This window comes from Streptomyces sp. NPDC051018 (assembly GCF_044456085.1).
Taxonomy (GTDB): domain Bacteria; phylum Actinomycetota; class Actinomycetes; order Streptomycetales; family Streptomycetaceae; genus Streptomyces.
The window spans coordinates 83,398-99,576 of sequence record NZ_JBITFN010000018.1 but is presented as its reverse complement, the minus strand read 5'-3'; the positions used below and the strand labels follow the sequence as shown (position 1 = coordinate 99,576).

14 protein-coding genes, 2 pseudogenes and 2 CRISPR repeat arrays (1 of these 18 only partly in view) are annotated in these 16,179 nt (G+C 68.8%); of the genes and pseudogenes, 6 read left to right on the top strand and 10 right to left on the bottom strand.

Features of this window, described 5'->3' with window-relative positions; translation table 11 throughout:
- Positions 1 to 379: direct repeats of the CRISPR family, unit length 29 nt; unit sequence GGGACCATCCCCGCGGGTGCGGGGAGCAC (it extends 936 nt beyond the left edge of the window).
- A gap of 86 nt (positions 380 to 465) precedes the next feature.
- The 9 genes from cas2e to ACIBCM_RS26970 form a co-directional block, all read right to left on the bottom strand.
- Positions 466 to 819: a type I-E CRISPR-associated endoribonuclease Cas2e gene (cas2e, locus tag ACIBCM_RS27010; protein WP_399247533.1), complete on the bottom strand. Its 354-nt coding sequence runs from the start codon at positions 817 to 819 to the stop codon at positions 466 to 468.
- Positions 816 to 1,763: a type I-E CRISPR-associated endonuclease Cas1e gene (gene cas1e / locus ACIBCM_RS27005; RefSeq protein ID WP_399247531.1), complete on the bottom strand. Its 948-nt coding sequence runs from the start codon at positions 1,761 to 1,763 to the stop codon at positions 816 to 818. Before cas1e ends, cas2e begins: the two co-directional genes overlap by 4 nt.
- Positions 1,760 to 2,575, bottom strand: coding sequence for a type I-E CRISPR-associated protein Cas6/Cse3/CasE (cas6e, locus tag ACIBCM_RS27000; protein WP_399247529.1), 816 nt, complete (start codon positions 2,573 to 2,575; stop codon positions 1,760 to 1,762). Before cas6e ends, cas1e begins: the two co-directional genes overlap by 4 nt.
- Positions 2,575 to 3,303 carry a type I-E CRISPR-associated protein Cas5/CasD gene (cas5e, locus tag ACIBCM_RS26995; protein WP_399247527.1) on the bottom strand — a complete coding sequence of 243 codons (729 nt, stop codon included), beginning with the start codon at positions 3,301 to 3,303 and terminating at the stop codon, positions 2,575 to 2,577. Before cas5e ends, cas6e begins: the two co-directional genes overlap by 1 nt.
- Positions 3,300 to 4,493, bottom strand: a complete 1,194-nt coding sequence (gene cas7e, locus ACIBCM_RS26990; protein WP_399247525.1) for a type I-E CRISPR-associated protein Cas7/Cse4/CasC — start codon at positions 4,491 to 4,493, stop codon at positions 3,300 to 3,302. Before cas7e ends, cas5e begins: the two co-directional genes overlap by 4 nt.
- Positions 4,490 to 5,191 (bottom strand): type I-E CRISPR-associated protein Cse2/CasB, encoded by a 702-nt coding sequence (gene casB, locus ACIBCM_RS26985; RefSeq protein ID WP_399247523.1) that lies wholly within the window; start codon positions 5,189 to 5,191, stop codon positions 4,490 to 4,492. Before casB ends, cas7e begins: the two co-directional genes overlap by 4 nt.
- Complete coding sequence (casA, locus tag ACIBCM_RS26980; RefSeq protein WP_399247521.1) at positions 5,188 to 6,888, bottom strand: type I-E CRISPR-associated protein Cse1/CasA; 1,701 nt, start codon at positions 6,886 to 6,888, stop codon at positions 5,188 to 5,190. Before casA ends, casB begins: the two co-directional genes overlap by 4 nt.
- Positions 6,881 to 9,679, bottom strand: a complete 2,799-nt coding sequence (cas3, locus tag ACIBCM_RS26975) for a CRISPR-associated helicase Cas3' (RefSeq protein WP_399247519.1) — start codon at positions 9,677 to 9,679, stop codon at positions 6,881 to 6,883. Before cas3 ends, casA begins: the two co-directional genes overlap by 8 nt.
- Before the next feature lie 341 nt (positions 9,680 to 10,020).
- Positions 10,021 to 10,293: direct repeats of the CRISPR family, unit length 29 nt; unit sequence CTGCTCCCCGCACCCGCGGGGATGGTCCC.
- A gap of 176 nt (positions 10,294 to 10,469) precedes the next feature.
- Complete coding sequence (locus ACIBCM_RS26970; protein WP_399247517.1) at positions 10,470 to 11,216, bottom strand: DNA-methyltransferase; 747 nt, start codon at positions 11,214 to 11,216, stop codon at positions 10,470 to 10,472.
- A 357-nt stretch (positions 11,217 to 11,573) separates the two neighbouring features.
- On the opposite strand from ACIBCM_RS26970, the gene ACIBCM_RS26965 reads away from it, so the two are divergent.
- Positions 11,574 to 11,762, top strand: a complete 189-nt coding sequence (locus ACIBCM_RS26965) for a hypothetical protein (protein ID WP_399247515.1) — start codon at positions 11,574 to 11,576, stop codon at positions 11,760 to 11,762.
- A 68-nt stretch (positions 11,763 to 11,830) separates the two neighbouring features.
- Here the strand turns inward: ACIBCM_RS26965 and ACIBCM_RS26960 are convergent, their stop codons facing one another.
- Complete coding sequence (locus tag ACIBCM_RS26960; RefSeq protein ID WP_399247513.1) at positions 11,831 to 12,274, bottom strand: hypothetical protein; 444 nt, start codon at positions 12,272 to 12,274, stop codon at positions 11,831 to 11,833.
- Between the two features lie 293 nt (positions 12,275 to 12,567).
- On the opposite strand from ACIBCM_RS26960, the gene ACIBCM_RS26955 reads away from it, so the two are divergent.
- The 5 genes and pseudogenes from ACIBCM_RS26955 to ACIBCM_RS26935 all read left to right on the top strand — a co-directional run.
- Positions 12,568 to 12,921 (top strand): hypothetical protein, encoded by a 354-nt coding sequence (locus ACIBCM_RS26955; protein WP_399247511.1) that lies wholly within the window; start codon positions 12,568 to 12,570, stop codon positions 12,919 to 12,921.
- 387 nt (positions 12,922 to 13,308) lie between these two features.
- Complete coding sequence (locus tag ACIBCM_RS26950) at positions 13,309 to 13,716, top strand: hypothetical protein (protein ID WP_399247509.1); 408 nt, start codon at positions 13,309 to 13,311, stop codon at positions 13,714 to 13,716.
- Positions 13,709 to 14,788: a caspase domain-containing protein gene (locus ACIBCM_RS26945; protein ID WP_399247507.1), complete on the top strand. Its 1,080-nt coding sequence runs from the start codon at positions 13,709 to 13,711 to the stop codon at positions 14,786 to 14,788. The genes ACIBCM_RS26950 and ACIBCM_RS26945 overlap by 8 nt, the downstream gene beginning before the upstream one ends.
- A gap of 237 nt (positions 14,789 to 15,025) precedes the next feature.
- Positions 15,026 to 15,504: pseudogene (locus ACIBCM_RS26940) on the top strand (IS5 family transposase); the annotation flags it as partial.
- Positions 15,505 to 15,687: 183 nt separating this feature from the next.
- Positions 15,688 to 15,804, top strand: a pseudogene (locus ACIBCM_RS26935) (IS5/IS1182 family transposase); the annotation flags it as partial.
- Positions 15,805 to 16,179 lie beyond the last annotated feature (375 nt).

Genomic DNA, 16,179 nt, shown 5'->3' with positions numbered 1-16,179 from the left:
TGCGGGGAGCACACCGGCACCGTCTCCGTCGACACCTCCACGACGGGACCATCCCCGCGGGTGCGGGGAGCACGACACGGTCGATGAATCGGCCGAGCTGGTCGAGGGACCATCCCCGCGGGTGCGGGGAGCACGGTGGGGGCGAGATCAGCACGAACGGGCGCCCGGGACCATCCCCGCGGGTGCGGGGAGCACGTCGCCAACGAGCCCGCGAAGTGGACCGCGAAGGGACCATCCCCGCGGGTGCGGGGAGCACATCTGCTCGCTGGATCGTCGCTCTCGATCCAGGGGGACCATCCCCGCGGGTGCGGGGAGCACGCCGCCAGTTGCACGCGTTTCCAGCGGCGGATGGGACCATCCCCGCGGGTGCGGGGAGCACACTCGGTGACCTGCGGTGTTAGGAAGGTCGGGCGTAGTTCTCGAGCACTTTCACCGGTTCCGGCAATCTGCGCATATCGAGCTCAATCATTGTCTGCCGAAGCGGCGGCGCCTGGACGCTTTGCTCCAGCCGGGCTTCGGACCGCTCAAGGTTGGCTTCTGGGTATCGGCGTTGGGGCGGAGGATCAAGGTGATGCCTTCGTGGTCGATCGGGTGCCAGGCATGATCGTGAGTGCGGAAGGTGTAACCCTGTTCGTTGTTGGTGGTGTGGGCGAGCAGTGCTCGGCCTTGGTCGGCGTACTGCTGCACCTCGTCCCAGAGGATGTCGCGGATGCGTGCCGACGGGTTGCCGATGAACACGCCGGAGGAAATCTCCAGGAGCCAGCGGGTGAGGAATCCACGGAGGCCGGCCGGGCAGTTGGTGAGGACGATCACGGTCACCAGACGGCCGCCGCATCGCCGCCGTAGTTGCGGCCGGCGGCCACTTTGCGGTCGCCATCGCTCCGCAGCGTGACACGATCCTGTTCATCGGGCTGTGCGCCATCCAGGAGGAGCAGGTCTTTGATGTCGTTGACGCACCGGTCCAACAGGGAGGTCTCGTTGACTCGGTCGCGCAGGGCTCTGCGGGTGCGGGGGCCGACGTCTTCGTCGTCTTCGGCTGCGATGTCGAAGGCCAGCGGGATGCCGATCTCGGTCTTGTAGAGGTCGGCTATGTCCATGACGAACGACAGTTCGTGTCCGGAGTGGACGAATCCGAGAGCGGGGCTGCAACCGAGGGACGCGACGACCGCGTGTGCAATGCCGTACATGCACTGGGCGGCCGCGGTGATGGCCTGGTTGACGGGGTCGCCGCTGGTGAAGTCGCCCGGCGTGTACTGCCGGCCGTTCCACGGGACGCCTGTGCGGCGGGCCTGGGCGCGGTAGCAGTCTTTGACACGAGTGCCTTCGCGGCCCAGGAGTTCGTGGCGGGTGAGTCGGGCGGGGTCTTCGGCCGGGAAGCGCAGGCGGTACATGGCGCGGGCGACGGCGATGCGGGAGCGGACGTTGGCCCACTGGGCGGCTTGGGCCTCGGCGAGTGCGGCGGACCTGGTCAGGGCACGGCCGCCCGCGTAGTAGCGCACGCCGTGCTCGCCCACCCAGGCGACGGCCGCTCCGGTCTCGCCCAGGACGCTCATCGCCTGGTGGGTGATGCGGGTGCCGGGACCCAGGAGAAGTGTGCCGATGGTGGCGGAGGGGATGTGCCTGGTGCCGTCGGCGTCCTCGGCGGTGATCGCGTTGGCGTCCCGGTGCACCGTACAGCGTTCGAGGTAGACGAAGGAGAGACGCTCACCGATGCGGGTGAGGTGACGTGGAGTGAGCGCGGTGCGCTTTCCGACGGTCGTCACCGGGCACCCCCGGCCGTGGCGTCGGGCACCGGTGGTGCGAGTGTCATCAGGCCGCAGCCGTACGCCTTCGCCTTGCCGAGTCCCTGGGTAAGGGTGCGGCGCAGGGCCCCCGGGTCGGTGACCTCCAGACGGCCGTCGAAGGTCACTGTCACCAGACTGACCGGGCCCCGCTTCGATGCCCGGTCGTCACACGACTTCGAGAACGACAGGGACCGCTGGTCCCGGACGGCCAGTTCGTACCGGTCGCCGTGGTGCTCGGTCTTCGACATATGGGTCGTGCCACCGGGCAGCAGCCGTTCGTCTTCGCGTTTCTCGATGATCCGGAATCCCGCTCGGGCTTGTCGCCCCTCGTCGAGGAGCCATCCCATCTGGTGAATGGGCGTCAGATGGGCGGTGCGTTTGGTGGGTTCACCGTCCTTGCGGCGGATGTGATGGACGGGGTTGGCCGTGAGCCGGAATGCCCAAGTGTCACCTTCGGTGAGGCGGTCGAGGAACGGGCTGTAGGGACGAGTCTGCCAGCCGGGAGTCTCGGGGGTGAGGGCTGCCGCGGGCCAGCCGGCCTGTTCGACGAGGTGGGTGAGGTCGGGGCGGTCGGGACTCACGACGTAGAGGAAGACCTCGGCTCGTGCGTTGTGGTCCAGGCGCCACAGCACCCTCGGCGCCTCGGAGTCACGGGTGCCGGGGCCGTCGGGATCGCTCGGCAGCAGGCCGGGGAAGGAGGACATGACGGCCGCGTGCAGCGACTGGGGCGAAGAGAGCAGTCGGCGGGCGCCGGGACGTGCGGTGTTGACGCGGAATCGGGTCAGATACATCAGAGAGTCTCCTCCTCCACGGCGTCGAAGGGGTCGTGTCGCGGTACGGAGTGGGCGGGGGCGGCACGCGGGTTGGGCACCTTCACGGTCGTGGTGATGACGGAGCGCAAGGTGTGCCGACGGTGCGCCGGGGAGAAGCTGAGGGGCTGGTCGCGCAGGGTGTCGCCGCCGGGCTGTTCGCCGGGGCCGGGTTCGCTCAGGACGGTCAGGGCGACCGCGGTGTCGGTGCGGCGGAGCCTCTGGTACCAGCGGGCGGCGTGCCAGGGCTCGTCCCGCAGCGCCTGCTGAAGGCCGGTGTCACGGATGCCGATCTCGGGCGGGAGGTCCGGCGGGCAGGAGCGGCGGCCGAGGAACAACGGGTAGGCGGGGGCGCGCAAGGCCGTGTGGAGTGCCGTCAGGTGGTCGGGGTCTCCTTCCAGAGCGGCGACGAACACCGCGTCCGCGAGATAGAAACGCTCGGACAGCGGCATCGATTTGCCGGTGACGGCATGGTGGGCGGTCTGGAAGTCGCGTACCCGGGTACCGGGCTGGTCGATACGGACCCCGAAGCGGAGCTCAGCGAGCCGCGCCAGGGCGCCGTCGTCGGCCCGGTCGATTCCGGCGGCGGAGGCGAGCATGCCGATGACGCCGCTCTTGGTGGGGGCCGGTTCGGTGGTACGGCGGACGAAGCGGGCCGAGGACCCCCATGCCTGCAGGGGTCCGGCCAGCCGTAGGAGCAGGACGCTCATGCGGGCTTGTCCAGGCGTTCGGCGACGGCCCGGCCGACGGAACGGACCAGATCGGACAGGCGCTCCGTGTCGGTGCCGAGGCCGGCGAGCTTCTCGGTGTTCGGTCCGACCCTCAGGACCCAGGTGAGGGTGGTTTCCTCGTCTCCGTAGGCACGTTCGATCGCGGGGATGTACTCGGCGAGACGGGCGGCCGCCTCGCGCAGATGCCCGCCGGTCGCGGTGACGGGCTCCTCGAAGGCGGCGACATAGCTGATCGGGCGGGTGGTACGCAGCTTGACCACGACGGCGTCCGGCAGCGTGTGGTGCCCAAAGGTGTTGATCTTTCCGGTGGGGAGGGATTCGAGGAAGCCGCGTACGAAGGCCTCCACGGCGCGCTGTACCGGTTCGGTTCGCGGTTCGTCCTCGCGCAGCCCCTCCCCGAGGTTCTTGGCGAGCTGATGGACGCCCAGTGCGGCGTAGCGATAGAGAGTGGCGGAGTTGAAGTCGACGGTGCCGATCATTCCAGCGCCCGATTCGGCGTCGGTGTTCTTGTCGTCGACAGCCGTGTAGTAGTCCGACTCCATGTCGACGCGGTGCACGCTGATGGCGTGGGCGACCTGGACCGCGGCGTCGACGTTGAAGTCGGCGGAGTCTGCGACCATACGGCCGAACAGCGCGATGTCGACCGAGTGTCGAGTGTCGGCGATCTCCCTCGCACGGGCCTTGTTGTCCTTGTTCTTCAGGTACGCCTTGATGTCGGCTGCACCCTCGACGGCGAGAGCGGCGAGGCCGTCGAGCTGACGGGCGCTGAGAAACAACAGGTACTTGGACTCCGGCGCGGGATCGTCCTCGCCGTCCTTCTTCGCGTCGGCTTTCCGCTGGGGCACCTCGATCTTGGATCCGGTCGCCGACTGGATCACCTCGGCGGCGAGCGTCAGGGCCGCGGGGCCGACGATCGTCGCGTCCAGGCCGGTGATACGGGCGGCGAGGACTTCGGCGACCTTCTTCGTCCGTACGCCCAGCTCGCTCGGATCGAGCAGATGCTCGTCGCCGAAGTAGCTGCGGGTGGCGCGCTTCCACGCCTGGCTGGAGACACGGGCGCGCGGCACTCCGCCGTAAACGGCCGACTTCGGAGCGCCGGTGTCGTCCCGGTTGAGATTGCTGGGCGGCACGGTCTGCAGGGCGTGCACGTCGAGGAAGATACGGTTCACGAGGCGTCCTTGTCCGTGAGGTCGGTGGTGTCGTCGGCTGTGGCGGGAGCACCGGCCGCGTCGGACGGCGTGCCGGTTCCGGTCGGCCGGGGGGCGCGGTGTGCGTGGAAGGAGCGACCCCAGGCCCGACGGACCTCGTCCCGGCCACCGGTCTCCTGCCAGCGATAGAGCTGCTCGGCCAGGAGTGCGTAGTCGAGGGGGATGTCAGCACCCCGCAGAAGCACGACGACTTCTCGTAGGCGCTGCGCCAGGGCGGGCAGGTCCGTGGCGGTTCCGACGCGGACGAACCGCTTGAGTACGGGTTCGTCCATGTCTCCGGGAGGCATCAGACGCCGCACCGCGGAGCCCAGGGCGTGCGGTGCGGTACGGCTGCCGGGCCGGTGCATGCCGGTGCCGCGGGACTGCTGGTGCAGCGCCCACAGGGTGAGCGCCACATGGAGGGCGTCCTCGGCGCGGGTCAGTTCCACCTCACCGAGCGGCCGGCCGCTCTCGGGGACCTCGTGCAGGGGGCCGGTGTCGGCCAGTCCCCACAGATCCGGTGTCCGGGCGAATTCTCTGCCCGCGCCGCGGCGCAGCCGGGCCAGAGCAGCCACGGCGTGGGACTGATCCTTGAGATAGCCCTTCTGCAGCGGGGTGATGAGCCGGTCGGTGAGCCGTCCGACACGCTTGCGGGCCGTGACTGCGATGACGGTGGTCATACGGGCATCTCCGGGGAGAAGTCGGGCCCGGGCTCGGGACCGGAGTCCGGCGGCGGGTCGGAGGAGAACGGGTGGCCGAGCGCCTTGTTCAGGGCAGCGCGGAACCACTTCTCCGCGAGCGCGGAGTTGAACCACACGAGGCCCGTCTTCGTCGTCACGGTCCGCCCCGCCCATGCCGCTTCGCCTGCGTCGTCCAGGAGCCGATCCCCGAGCCGCGCCACGGCCCGGTACACGTCCTGCTGCCACAAGGTGCGCTGTTCGTAGGGGTCTTCGGCGGCTCCGAGCTTGTGGAGCCAGGTGCGATACGGGCCGTCCAGGGTGGCGAAGCCGAGGTGGCGAGCGGTGGCCTTGGCCCCGTCTGGTTCGGTGCCCGCGGCGCGGGCCAGAGCGGTGGCGAGATCACCGAGGGCCCGTACGGCTTGGTCGGCGTCGTCGACCGCGTCGATCGCCTGCCTGGCGTATTCACGGTCGGTGCGGTGCAGCAGCACCACGGCCATCGACACGTGGTCGTCGACGATCTCGTCGATCACGGACTGCTGAGTGCCGTAGACCGGGCCGACGACCCGGGTGCGGATCAGGAAGCCGCGCGGAAGCCGACCCTCGGTCACGAGACGGGCGACCCATTCGAGAATCCCCGGCCGCAGAGTCCTGGCCGGGTCGGAGCCCTGGGCGGCTTCGGTACGGTCGGCGAGCAGCGCCTCCAGCCCTCGCCAGGCCGACCGGGAGGGGTCGTGCTCCCGGGGCAGGTACGACAGTGCCTCGCCGTGCTTCTTCTCCTGCGCCACACTGCGGCGCCAGCCCGTCATCGGCTCCTGTTCGTGCATGTTCCGCGGAACGAGCGGATCCCCGTAGCCGAGGACCACCCCGTGAACACCGTCGGCGTCGAAGTGGAGCCGTAACCGCCGCGTCTGCCATGTGTACAGATCCCGCACCCCCGACGGTCGGCGCGAATCTGTCGCACCGGGCCCGGGCGCCTCACGGCGCCAGGCCGGCCGGTCCCCGGATTCGAACCGCAGGCCCGTGGTGTCGGCGGCCACGAGATTGAGCAGCAGCGTCTCCCGCAGCGTGGCGCCCTCGACCATGACCCCGCCGAGCGTCCCGGCCCAGCCGACACCGAGCGGGTACACCTTGCCGCCCTTGACCCGCGCGTCGCCGTCCATACCGGTCTTGATGCCCGAGGTGTCGTAGGCGTGCGCGTGCACGACCCAGCGGGCCACCTCGGCGAAGCCGAGCCGTGCCACGGCAGGCATACGGGAAGTGAAGAAGGGATCGCCGTTGGGGACGTCCGCGACAATGCGGTTCAGGGAGAACACGTCGTCCCGCGCCGTGCGCAGACCGGCGACCTGGAAGAACGGTACCTGTGGGTGGAGAAGGTCGAACCGGCCGCGGTGCTCGTCCAGATAGGTCGGCACAGGTATGAAGCACTGCTCGTCGGCCCACAGTGCTGCCCAGTGTTCGATGTCCGCGGGGCCGTCGAACGCGTCGTGCGCGACGGCCAGCAGTAGGCGTATGAGGGCGAAGTCCTGCGTCGGGAGGTCTCCCACGATCCGTGTGAGGTCGCCTGCCTGGGCGAACACCTCCCGCAGCGAGAGTTCGGCATGGGTCCCGTCGCACCGCAGGACCGGAATCCACGGCTCCGCAGTGAGGTCGAACGACGGGCCACGGGCCTCGGCATGTTGTGGTGGCGGTTCAGTCACGGGTCACCTCAAGACCGTCGCTCTGGGTGTAGTGAAGCCGGAAGCCTGCCAGACGGGTCCGACAATCGGTGTCGAGCGGCAGGATCAGCTGGCCGGCGAGCCAGTGGCTCTCCTTCGTCTGCCAGGCCGGTACGTAGAGTTCTTCGAGTTCCGCGATCGCACGGTCCATCACGTCGGCGTACGAGAACTGGATGGGCAGCCGCAGACCGCACTGCGCGGCGGCCCGCGCCGCACGCGGCGACGGCGTCCGGTCCCGGGGCAGTTCCAGATCCCCGAGATCGTTTCCGTGCCGGTCCTTTCCCAGCCACGGAAGGGTGGCCAGGGTTCCGTCGGAACGCCGCTGTACGACGACGACTTCCAGGCTCTCCCTGCTGTCGCGGACCTGAGCCCGGCCCGCGCGGGTGTCTTCGGCCTCGCCAACTCCCGCGGCGACCCAGCCGATCAGCGGTCGGCCCGCACGCCCGACCGCCCCGAGCCGGAACACCTCCGCCCGCGCCGCCTGGTCGGCCCGGTGCTTCTCGTGGTGCTCCAGCGCTGCGGCCATCGCCTCCGACCACCCCTCCGGCGCGGCCGCGTCGTCCGCATACGCGCCCTGCACCAGCGGACTGATGTCCTGCGGCAACTGCACCGGCTCGCCGGTCCCGCCCCAGTAAGGGAGCAGCATCGCCGCGGAGCGCAGCAGCGTGTACGCCCCGTAGACCGCGACCGACCCCCGCACCGGCACGGGCACACCGGCACTCCAGTCGGCTCCGGTCACCAGGCACCGGGCTGTGCGCAGGCTTTCGGGCCGGTCGGCCTGCTTCTCGCCCCGCTGATGGCGGTGGAGCCGTCCCATCCGCTGGAGCAGCAAGTCGACCGGACACAGATCGGTGACAAGGAGGTCGAAGTCCACATCGAGAGACTGCTCGGCCACCTGGCTCGCCACCACGATGTGGGCGCCCGCCGGCCGTCCGCGCGGCTTGCCCGGCGGCCCGAAACGAGCGAGGAGATCAGCGTCCTTGCGGGCCCGGTCCACATCGACGAAGCAGGAGTGCGCCACGGTCACCCGCTCATCCCCGAAACGCTCCCGTAACTCCCGCGCGGTCTCCAGAACCCGCTTCACGGTATTCCGCACGACCAGGACACAGCCCCCGCCGCCGAGGTCAACGGCAAGCCGGTCGGCCAGCACCGTCACGTCGTCGTCAATGTGCTCAACATGGACATCAACGCCTCGCGCCGACGCCCCGGGACTCTCGACGACGGGCGCCTGCTGCGGAGCGACGGCCGTCAGCAGCGGATACGCGGTTGCGCGCCCGATGTCCTCGTACCCCACGGCGCCCGCCCCGGCTCCCGCGTACGCTTCGGCGAGCTCCCGGCGCCGGGACGCCGGAAGCGTCGCCGACAGCACCACCACCGGCACCCGGTAGGAACCCAGCCACGACAGCACCCGGTCCAGATACACGCTCATATACGTGTCGTAGGCGTGTGCCTCGTCGATCACCACGACCTTCCCGGCGACCGCGAGGTGCCGCAGCGCCAGATGACGGCTTTTCAGTCCGGCGAACAGCAGCTGATCCACCGTCCCCGCCACGAACGACGACAGCATCGCCTTCTTCCGGCCCCGCAGCCAGGCATGCGCCACCAGTCCGGCCTCGGCGGCGCCGCCCTCCTGCGAAGGCCGCAGGCGCTGCACCGGCGCATCCATGTCCACCGCCGCGATCTGCTGCCGGGTGTCGCGCATCAGGTCGGCGTACTCCTCGTTCAGGGCGGCCTTGGAGTGCGCCAACAGAACCGACCGGCCGCCCTCCTGCGCGGGCAGATGTCCGAGCCAGTCCAGCAGGCGGGGAAACATCGCGTTACCGGTGGCCATGGTGGGCAGCGCGAAGAACATCCCACCCGCACCCGAACGCGCCGCGAACACCTCCGCAACCGCCAGCGCCGCCTCCGTCTTCCCCTCCCCCATCGGGGCCTCAATCACCAGCAGTCCGGGTAACGGCATCGCGCGCGCCACCCGCACCGCCGCCTCCTGCACCGGCCTCACCCCGGCCCCCGCCGGCAGGTCGAACCGGTCGGCGAACAACTCCTCCACGCTCCCGCCAGGCTCCTCCGCCCGCCAGGGATTCGGCAGGTCGAGCCCGCGCCATGCCGCCGCAACACGCTTCTCACCCGTACGGCGCTCGTCCTGCGGGAAGTACGGGAACAGATCCGGATTCGAAGCGATCCAGTCGGCGACAATCACCAGACCGGTCAGCAGGACCTGCACCGGTTGCGGCAGCTTCACCCCGCGCCACGCGCCGAGTCGCTCGCCCGCCCCGTACTCATCCGCGCACGCGTCCAAGAGCTCGCCCTGCACCCGCCGCCACACCTCCCGACCGGAACCGGGCGTACGCAGCAGGTGGTGGCGGTCGTCCAACGCCTTGATCTGCCCGTGTTCCGGCGGCACGCCATGATGTCCGCCCACCACCACCGCGAACTGTCCCGACTCCTGGCGCGTCCAACCGTGTCGTTCCTCCAGCCACTCCTCCAGCAACAGCTGACCTGCCAGGGCATGCGGCGCAATCCGGCGGTCCGGACCGAACTGACGCCCCGTCCGCATCTCCAGACCCACCGCCCGCATGCAATTGGCCAGCGCCTCGACCTGGCAGGCGAACGCCGGCGTCGCCTTCCCGATGTCATGCACCGCCGCGAGCCACACCACCAGCCGCCGGGCTTCTTCGGCGCCCCCCGGCAGAGAATCCACGATCAGCCCGCGGACGCTCGCTGGAAGCCACTTGTCCCACAACAGCCCCGCCACAGCGGCACTGTCCTCCATGTGCCGCCACAATGGCAGCCAGCCCTCGGTGTCCCGGTCGTGCTTTGCCCACACACTCCGCACCGGCCCCACCAGCCGCCCACCGAGCCCTGAACCAGATCCCCCGCCACTCCTCATGCCAGATGAATACAGCCAAACCACCAACCACGGGCCCTAAACACGAAAAGATGTGCACCACGTACGCGAATCAGGTATTGGTGACAACCGGCCCCTCAACAACCTACGGTCGACGTAGATCAACCTCACAAGAGGACGAATTGGGAACTATGACCCATTTGCCTGATTCGATGAAACTACTCGAAAACAACACCCCTCACCGCTAGAACCCCAGGTCACGGAGTCTGCTCCCCGCACCCGCGGGGATGGTCCCGAGACCGGGGAGCTGGAGACGCTCGATTCGATCTGCTCCCCGCACCCGCGGGGATGGTCCCCGTACGGCGCGGCGTGACCAGACTCCGGAGGCCTGCTCCCCGCACCCGCGGGGATGGTCCCTCCATGAACTCCGACAGGCCGTTGCCGACGCTCTGCTCCCCGCACCCGCGGGGATGGTCCCGCAGGAGCGCCGCGTGCCGCTGTGCGTAGTCGCTGCTCCCCGCACCCGCAGGGATAGTCCCCGTCACAGCCAACGGCCCCACCTTAGCGATCTGGACCCGCAGCCGCGCGCGGAGAACAACCGCTTCAGTGGAGCAGCGGCTTCTGAACAGAAGCGGAAGGGCAGCTGGTACCTCCCAAGGCACCAGCCAGCCTGCGAAATCTGCGGCCTTCGGCCCCGGCCCAGCGGAGGTGTTGCTCACTCCTCCGGCCCGACGAGGACGACGTCGTCCTGGGTCAGCTCCGCCCGTAGCCTTCGTTCGGCCACTTTCGCGTAGTGCTCTGACAGTTCGATTCCGATGAACCGCCGTCCTTCCCCTAGTGCCGCGACGCCCGTGGAGCCGCTGCCGGTGAAGGGGTCGAGGACGGTTCCGCCCTCGGGGCAGATGCGTACGAGTTGTTGCATGATCTCGACCGGTTTCTGGGTGATGTGTACGCGGTCTTTGCGCGGCTGGGAGGCGGTGAAGTGGCCGGGCAGGTAGAGGCGCCGCTCCTGGTCGAGGGTGCCCTTGACGCCCCAGGTGATGAACTCGGCCGACTGCTTGAACCCGCCCCTCCTGGGCCGGCTGACGGGCTTGATCCAGGGAAGCGTGCCGCTCCAGGTCCAACCGGCCATCTGCAGGGCGTCGCTGGTGGTCGGCTCCTGGCGCCAGTCGGAGAAGACCATCGCGACGGAGTGCTCCGCCGCGATCCGGTACGCCTCGGTGAGAAGCGCGGTCAGCCAGCTCCGGTACGAGCGCTGGTCGCGGTTCTCGCCGGGGAAGTTCCGCAGGTCGTGCGCGGAGCCGCTGGAGACGTACTTGGCCCGTGCCGTGCGGCCGGTGCGTTCGGAGCCGGTGCGTCCGCCCGAGTTGTAGGGCGGGTCGGTGATGACGGCGTGGACGCTGTCGTCGGGGAGGGTCTTAAGCACCGTGAGGGCGTCGCCTCGGTGCAGGGTGTAGCTCATGCGCGGGGTCCTCTTTCACAGCGCGACGGACCGGGCAGGGGCCTGACCCGGACGGCACTCACAGCACCCGCCCGGAACGGCTGCGCCGGAGGGTAGCCGCGATCTCCGGCCGTACCCAACGAGCAGATGCCCTGCCCCGCGCTCCGGTTCGACGGCCGTTTGGTGCGGCCGGAATGTCCGTTTACTGTCTCGCCGTGTCACCGGGACGGAGCCCAGCTCCACCCGGCTGACCTGCGCTGATCCCTGCCGTCACATCCCGATGCGGAGTCGGTGCGGCCTGCTCGTCCCACCGCTCCCGAATCCTGAAGGAGAACGTGGTGCACCGGCTGAGAATACGAGCGCGGCCGGCTGCCGCGTATGACCTGGGCCCTGCCGTCCGGGACGGCCGACTCCTTTGATCTGGGCCCGCCTTCGAGGTTCATCACCCTGGTGCGCGGTGCCGCCGGCTCTGTACGAGACGTCGGCACCGCGCACCCGACCAACCGCGACGAGGAGCTGCGATGCCGCACGTCCTGGTACGCCTACCTGGTGTCTCCATCCCGTTGAACAACTGGGCTGCCCACCCCGGCGGACGGCGGCTCCGATGAAGAAGACCGTCGCAGCTGTCATCGCACTCAGTTCGTTCGCTCCTCGTCGTCGAACAGGCCCGCGCGGTCGGGCTGACGATCTGCCACTCCCGGCGGCCCCGGCCCATCGACGAGAACTGGCTCCGCGAGCAATACCTCATCTGCAAACGCTCCACCTACGACATCGCCCGGGAAGTCGGCGTCGAGGACGAGACGATTCGCCGCCGGCTCCGACAACTCGACGTCCCCCTGCGTCCGCAGGGTGTTCGCAGCCGCACCGTGATGCTGGCCCCACTCGACACCGCCCTGCCCCGCGACATTCGCCGGGCGGTCGAAGGCACACTGCACGGCTGGCACCGGCTGCACCGCTTCCACATCGCCATGGCCTTCCCGTCCCTGGAAGCGGCGGCGAGCTACCTCAGGGCCGAGCGCAGCACCCTCGTGACCCAGTTCCAGCGACTCGAACGCGACCTCGGCACCGCTCTCTTCCACCGATCCGCCTTCAACAAGCCCCAACGCCCCGGCACACGCGGCCAATCACTGCTGCGTGACCTCACGCACGAACGAATCCAGGAACTCATGCGCAATCCACAAACCCCGGTTACACCTCCCGTATGCGCCGCCGGGCAGTCCCCGGCATCTCCGTGCTGGCGGCCCTCCTCGCCGTCGCGGGCCTGGCCGCATACGTCACTCGCGATGAGCGTCCGTCCTCCAAGGCTTCCGTACATCAGGCAGGGCCCGCCTCCCCCTCGCCCCCTTCAGTCAGGGATTCCCCTTCCCCGGCCGTGAGCCCCAGCCCCCTGCCCACTCCCCCGTCCACCCGCGACCCGATCGCCTTCGGGAAGGCCGCGGCCGCAGCCCTGTGGTCCTACGACACCCGCGTCCATTCCCAACCGAAGCTTCTGGCCGCCCTGCGCACTTGGCTGACCGGTGAGACCAGGTACGCCTCTGCTGCCTCGATCGACGCGGTCGTCCCCTCGCCCGTGCTGTGGGGGCGGATGGCCGACAACGGCCAGGACCAGGGTGAACACCAGCATGGCGGTGGTGGCGCCATCCTCGCCCCGGCCGAACGCGCTGCCGGCCAAAGGCGGCGTACCTGCCTAGTCCGTGGGCTGACCTCCCTTCCCGTCTTGACGTAGTCAGGACTCGAACGGGCTCCCTGACTCGGGGGAATTCGGTACCGGGCAGGCCGGGATCCAGTTCCGGCGACGCGCCGGCCCGGGGTTCTGCATCCCGGGGGACTCATCGAAATCCCTATGAATCGGAAGCGGCTCGTCACGGTCCTCCGCCGGAAGCAGGCCAGCAACACGCCCAAGGGGCCTCGGCAGTTCCGGGCAAGTGACGACATTCCGCAGTACGAAGATCGGGTCCCGTTGTACTGTGTCACCTGCCCAGGATCGTCGCGCCGGTGCGGCCGATGGCGTGTGGCGTTCACCTCCCACAGGCGCTCCGTGGCCCCGGCTCCTTGTCACGACGGCCAAACTGGGTAGTGAGCACGGAACCGACACTCACCGCTTGGGGGGACAGTGCTCATCAGTGTGGAAGTGGCTGACGATCCTGACGGCCGCACGACCGCCGATCTCTACCGTTGGCTGCGCAGTGACTCAAATCTGCGAAGGACAGCAGATGTTGCTCTACAGACGCGCGGCGTCCCCGGGGCGATGGGAGCCCTGGAGGTCATCAACATCGTGCTGACTCAGGGCATCGCGGCGCTCAACCTCGCGGTGGCCTATGCGGCATGGCGCGTCGCCAGGCCGACCACACCAGCGGTGACAATCGAGTTTCCCGGCGGCTCGATCACTGTACGGGATGGCGGAGAGGAAACCGTGCGGCGTCTCGTCGAAGCCCTGCGCGAGGACCAGGCCGCTGACCGGGGCCGCTCCGCCAGTCCTTCACAGGGCAACGACGATACGATCGGAGAGCCGGGTGGATGAAGCGACGCAGCCCGACCCCAGTGCCTCACGTGCTGTCCTCATCGGTGTGACGACCTACAGCTCCCCAGGGCTGGACGCCCTGCCGTCGGTGGGCAACAACCTCGGGCAGCTCGCAGCACTGCTCACCGACAGAGAACTGTGGGGACTCCCGAGGAAGCACTGCCGTGTACTGCGCAACCCATCGCGGAACGAAGTCCTCGACACCGTCCATGAGGCGGCCTCCCAAGCGGAGGACGCCTTTGTGCTGTACTACGCCGGACACGGCCTGGTGAGTATGCAGAATGAACTGCACCTTGCCCTTGGCGACGCCTCCAGCGAGCGCCTCTACCGGGCGCTGCGCTACGACGAGGTCAGATCGCCGATCGTCGACGATTGCTCCGCCCGAAGCAAGGTCGTCCTTCTGGACTGCTGCTTCAGCGGGTGGGCCATGCAGGGCCACATGAGCGGTTCCGCCATACCGCTCATGGTGGCGGATCACACAAGCATCAACGGCACCTATGTGATGACCGCTTCCGCCGAGACCAAACTCGCCCTGGCCCCGAAAGGCGAGCGGTACACGGCCTTCACCGGCGCGCTTCTCGACACCTTGAGCAGAGGAGTTCCCGGAGCTCCTGACCTGTTGAACATGGAGACCATCTACCGTGCGGTGCGCCAGGAACTGATCGCAAAAGGCCGCCCTGAGCCTCAACAGCGTGCCCGGAACGCCGGCCATCGCATCGCGCTCGTGCGGAACCGCGGAGCGCCGTCGAAGTCCGCAGCGGGCCGTCCGGTTGATGGAAACACTCCGCTGCCTGCACAGGGGGCCGCTCTCGGTGAGGGCGCTCAGGAGGGAAGCCCTCCCTCGGGCCGGAAGGAGCCTGGCAACCTGTGGAAGCTGTTGAGTCTCTGGATGATTGCGCTCGTGGCCGCCACGCTCGTCGGGCTGGTGCTCGCCACAGCCCTGGTCTTCCTGACGGCGTGGTGGGTACTCGCAACGTTCACTCCGGTGACCAGCCACACCGCGCTGGGGATCGCTGCCGCCATCGCACTCCTGGTCGGGGGTACTGGTCTTGTGCTGTTTTCACGCTCCTGAACCGAACGGCCTGGCGCAGACCAACCACGTCACCGTCTCATCCACTCTTTTCTCATTCCGCTCCCCCTGGAATGCTTCACCGTCGAGGCCTCGCGGCAAGAGGGACGTAGGGGCTGACCACCAAACATCAACGGTTACGTAAGCGATTACGGTTCCAGGCGGCGCAGCGGCTAGCTCCAGTAAGAGGTCGTCTCATTTGGGTGGTCGATAGTCTGGGTTGGTGCTGATCGTGGAACTCTGGTGGCGGACGAGTTGTACGACCTGTTCCAGCGGGTGATTCCGCCCGCTCCGGTGCGGCCGCAGGGCGGGGGGCGGCGCCGGTACAGGGGACCGTGAGATGCTCGCGGCGATCATCTTCGTGGCCACCACGGGCTGCACCTGGCGCCCGTTGCCGCCGGTCTTCGGCCCCTCGGGACCGACCGCGCACCGGCGCTTCGCCGAGTGGAGCGCCGCCCGGGTCCGGGCGAAGCTGCACCGCCTCGTTCTTGATGAACTGGGCTCTCGCGGCGAGCTGGACTACCAGCGGATTGCGCGATCGACTCGGTGAACATGCGGGCCCTGAAAGGGGGGGACCTGACAGGTCCGAATCCTGTGGACCGGGGCAAGAAGGGCTCGAAGATCCGCTTGATTACGGACCGGACCGGTCCGCCCCTCTTCACCGGTATCTGCGGCGCCAACCTCCACGACAGCCAGGCCCTCGAACCGCTCGTGCTAAGGGCTGTCCCGTAATCGGCGGTGGATCAGCGCGCGGCGTCAGATGCGGTGCATCGCAAGGCGGAGGAGCGCCCGCATACTGGGCGTATTTGGGCGTTTCGACAACGAAGCGAGGTGCCGTAGCTGTCGTCGTGCGCCCGCCGGAGATTGCGGGACAGCCCTTAGGCATCCCACCCATCCGCTCCCGCCGCGGGCCGCGCCGGCGACGGCCCGCCAAGCTGCATGCGGACAAGCGCTACGACTGCGACCACCTGCGCCGCCGACTCCGCAAACGCGGCATCCGCCACCGGATCGCCCGCAGACTCGCCAAAGGAGACCACCTCTTAGCCCGTCCGGGCGACGCGCCGCCCCGCGGCCCCAGCAGCCGCGTCGGCTGCGGCTGACCTCTCATCAACACCGTGCCGGACCCCATGATGGGTGCGGACCATCCGAGTGAGAGCCGGGACGAACATACGGAGGGCGCCACACCACCGGCGCAAACCGCGAACTCGCCCGATACTGGTTCGAGCGTTCGCGCTGGAGAACCCCGTCCCCGATCCGACCCGACGCCCCATCAGAAAGTCAGCATCGAGTCAGCATCAGTACCGCCAGGACCCGCCCTCGACCGCCGGGAAGCATCAAGATCAACTTCTAGCCATACTCGCTCCGAACTGCAGAAACACACCCCAGGTACCCGT

Excerpts from the sequence above, each read along its gene's own strand:
- cas6e (WP_399247529.1), bottom strand. The coding sequence starts at position 2,575 with ATGTATCTGACCCGATTCCGCGTCAACACCGCACGTCCCGGCGCCCGC.
- cas5e (WP_399247527.1), bottom strand. The coding sequence starts at position 3,303 with ATGAGCGTCCTGCTCCTACGGCTGGCCGGACCCCTGCAGGCATGGGGG.
- casB (WP_399247523.1), bottom strand. The coding sequence starts at position 5,191 with ATGACCACCGTCATCGCAGTCACGGCCCGCAAGCGTGTCGGACGGCTC.
- cas3 (WP_399247519.1), bottom strand. The coding sequence starts at position 9,679 with ATGGAGGACAGTGCCGCTGTGGCGGGGCTGTTGTGGGACAAGTGGCTT.
- ACIBCM_RS26970 (WP_399247517.1), bottom strand. The coding sequence starts at position 11,216 with ATGAGCTACACCCTGCACCGAGGCGACGCCCTCACGGTGCTTAAGACC.
- ACIBCM_RS26965 (WP_399247515.1), top strand. The coding sequence starts at position 11,574 with ATGACCTGGGCCCTGCCGTCCGGGACGGCCGACTCCTTTGATCTGGGC.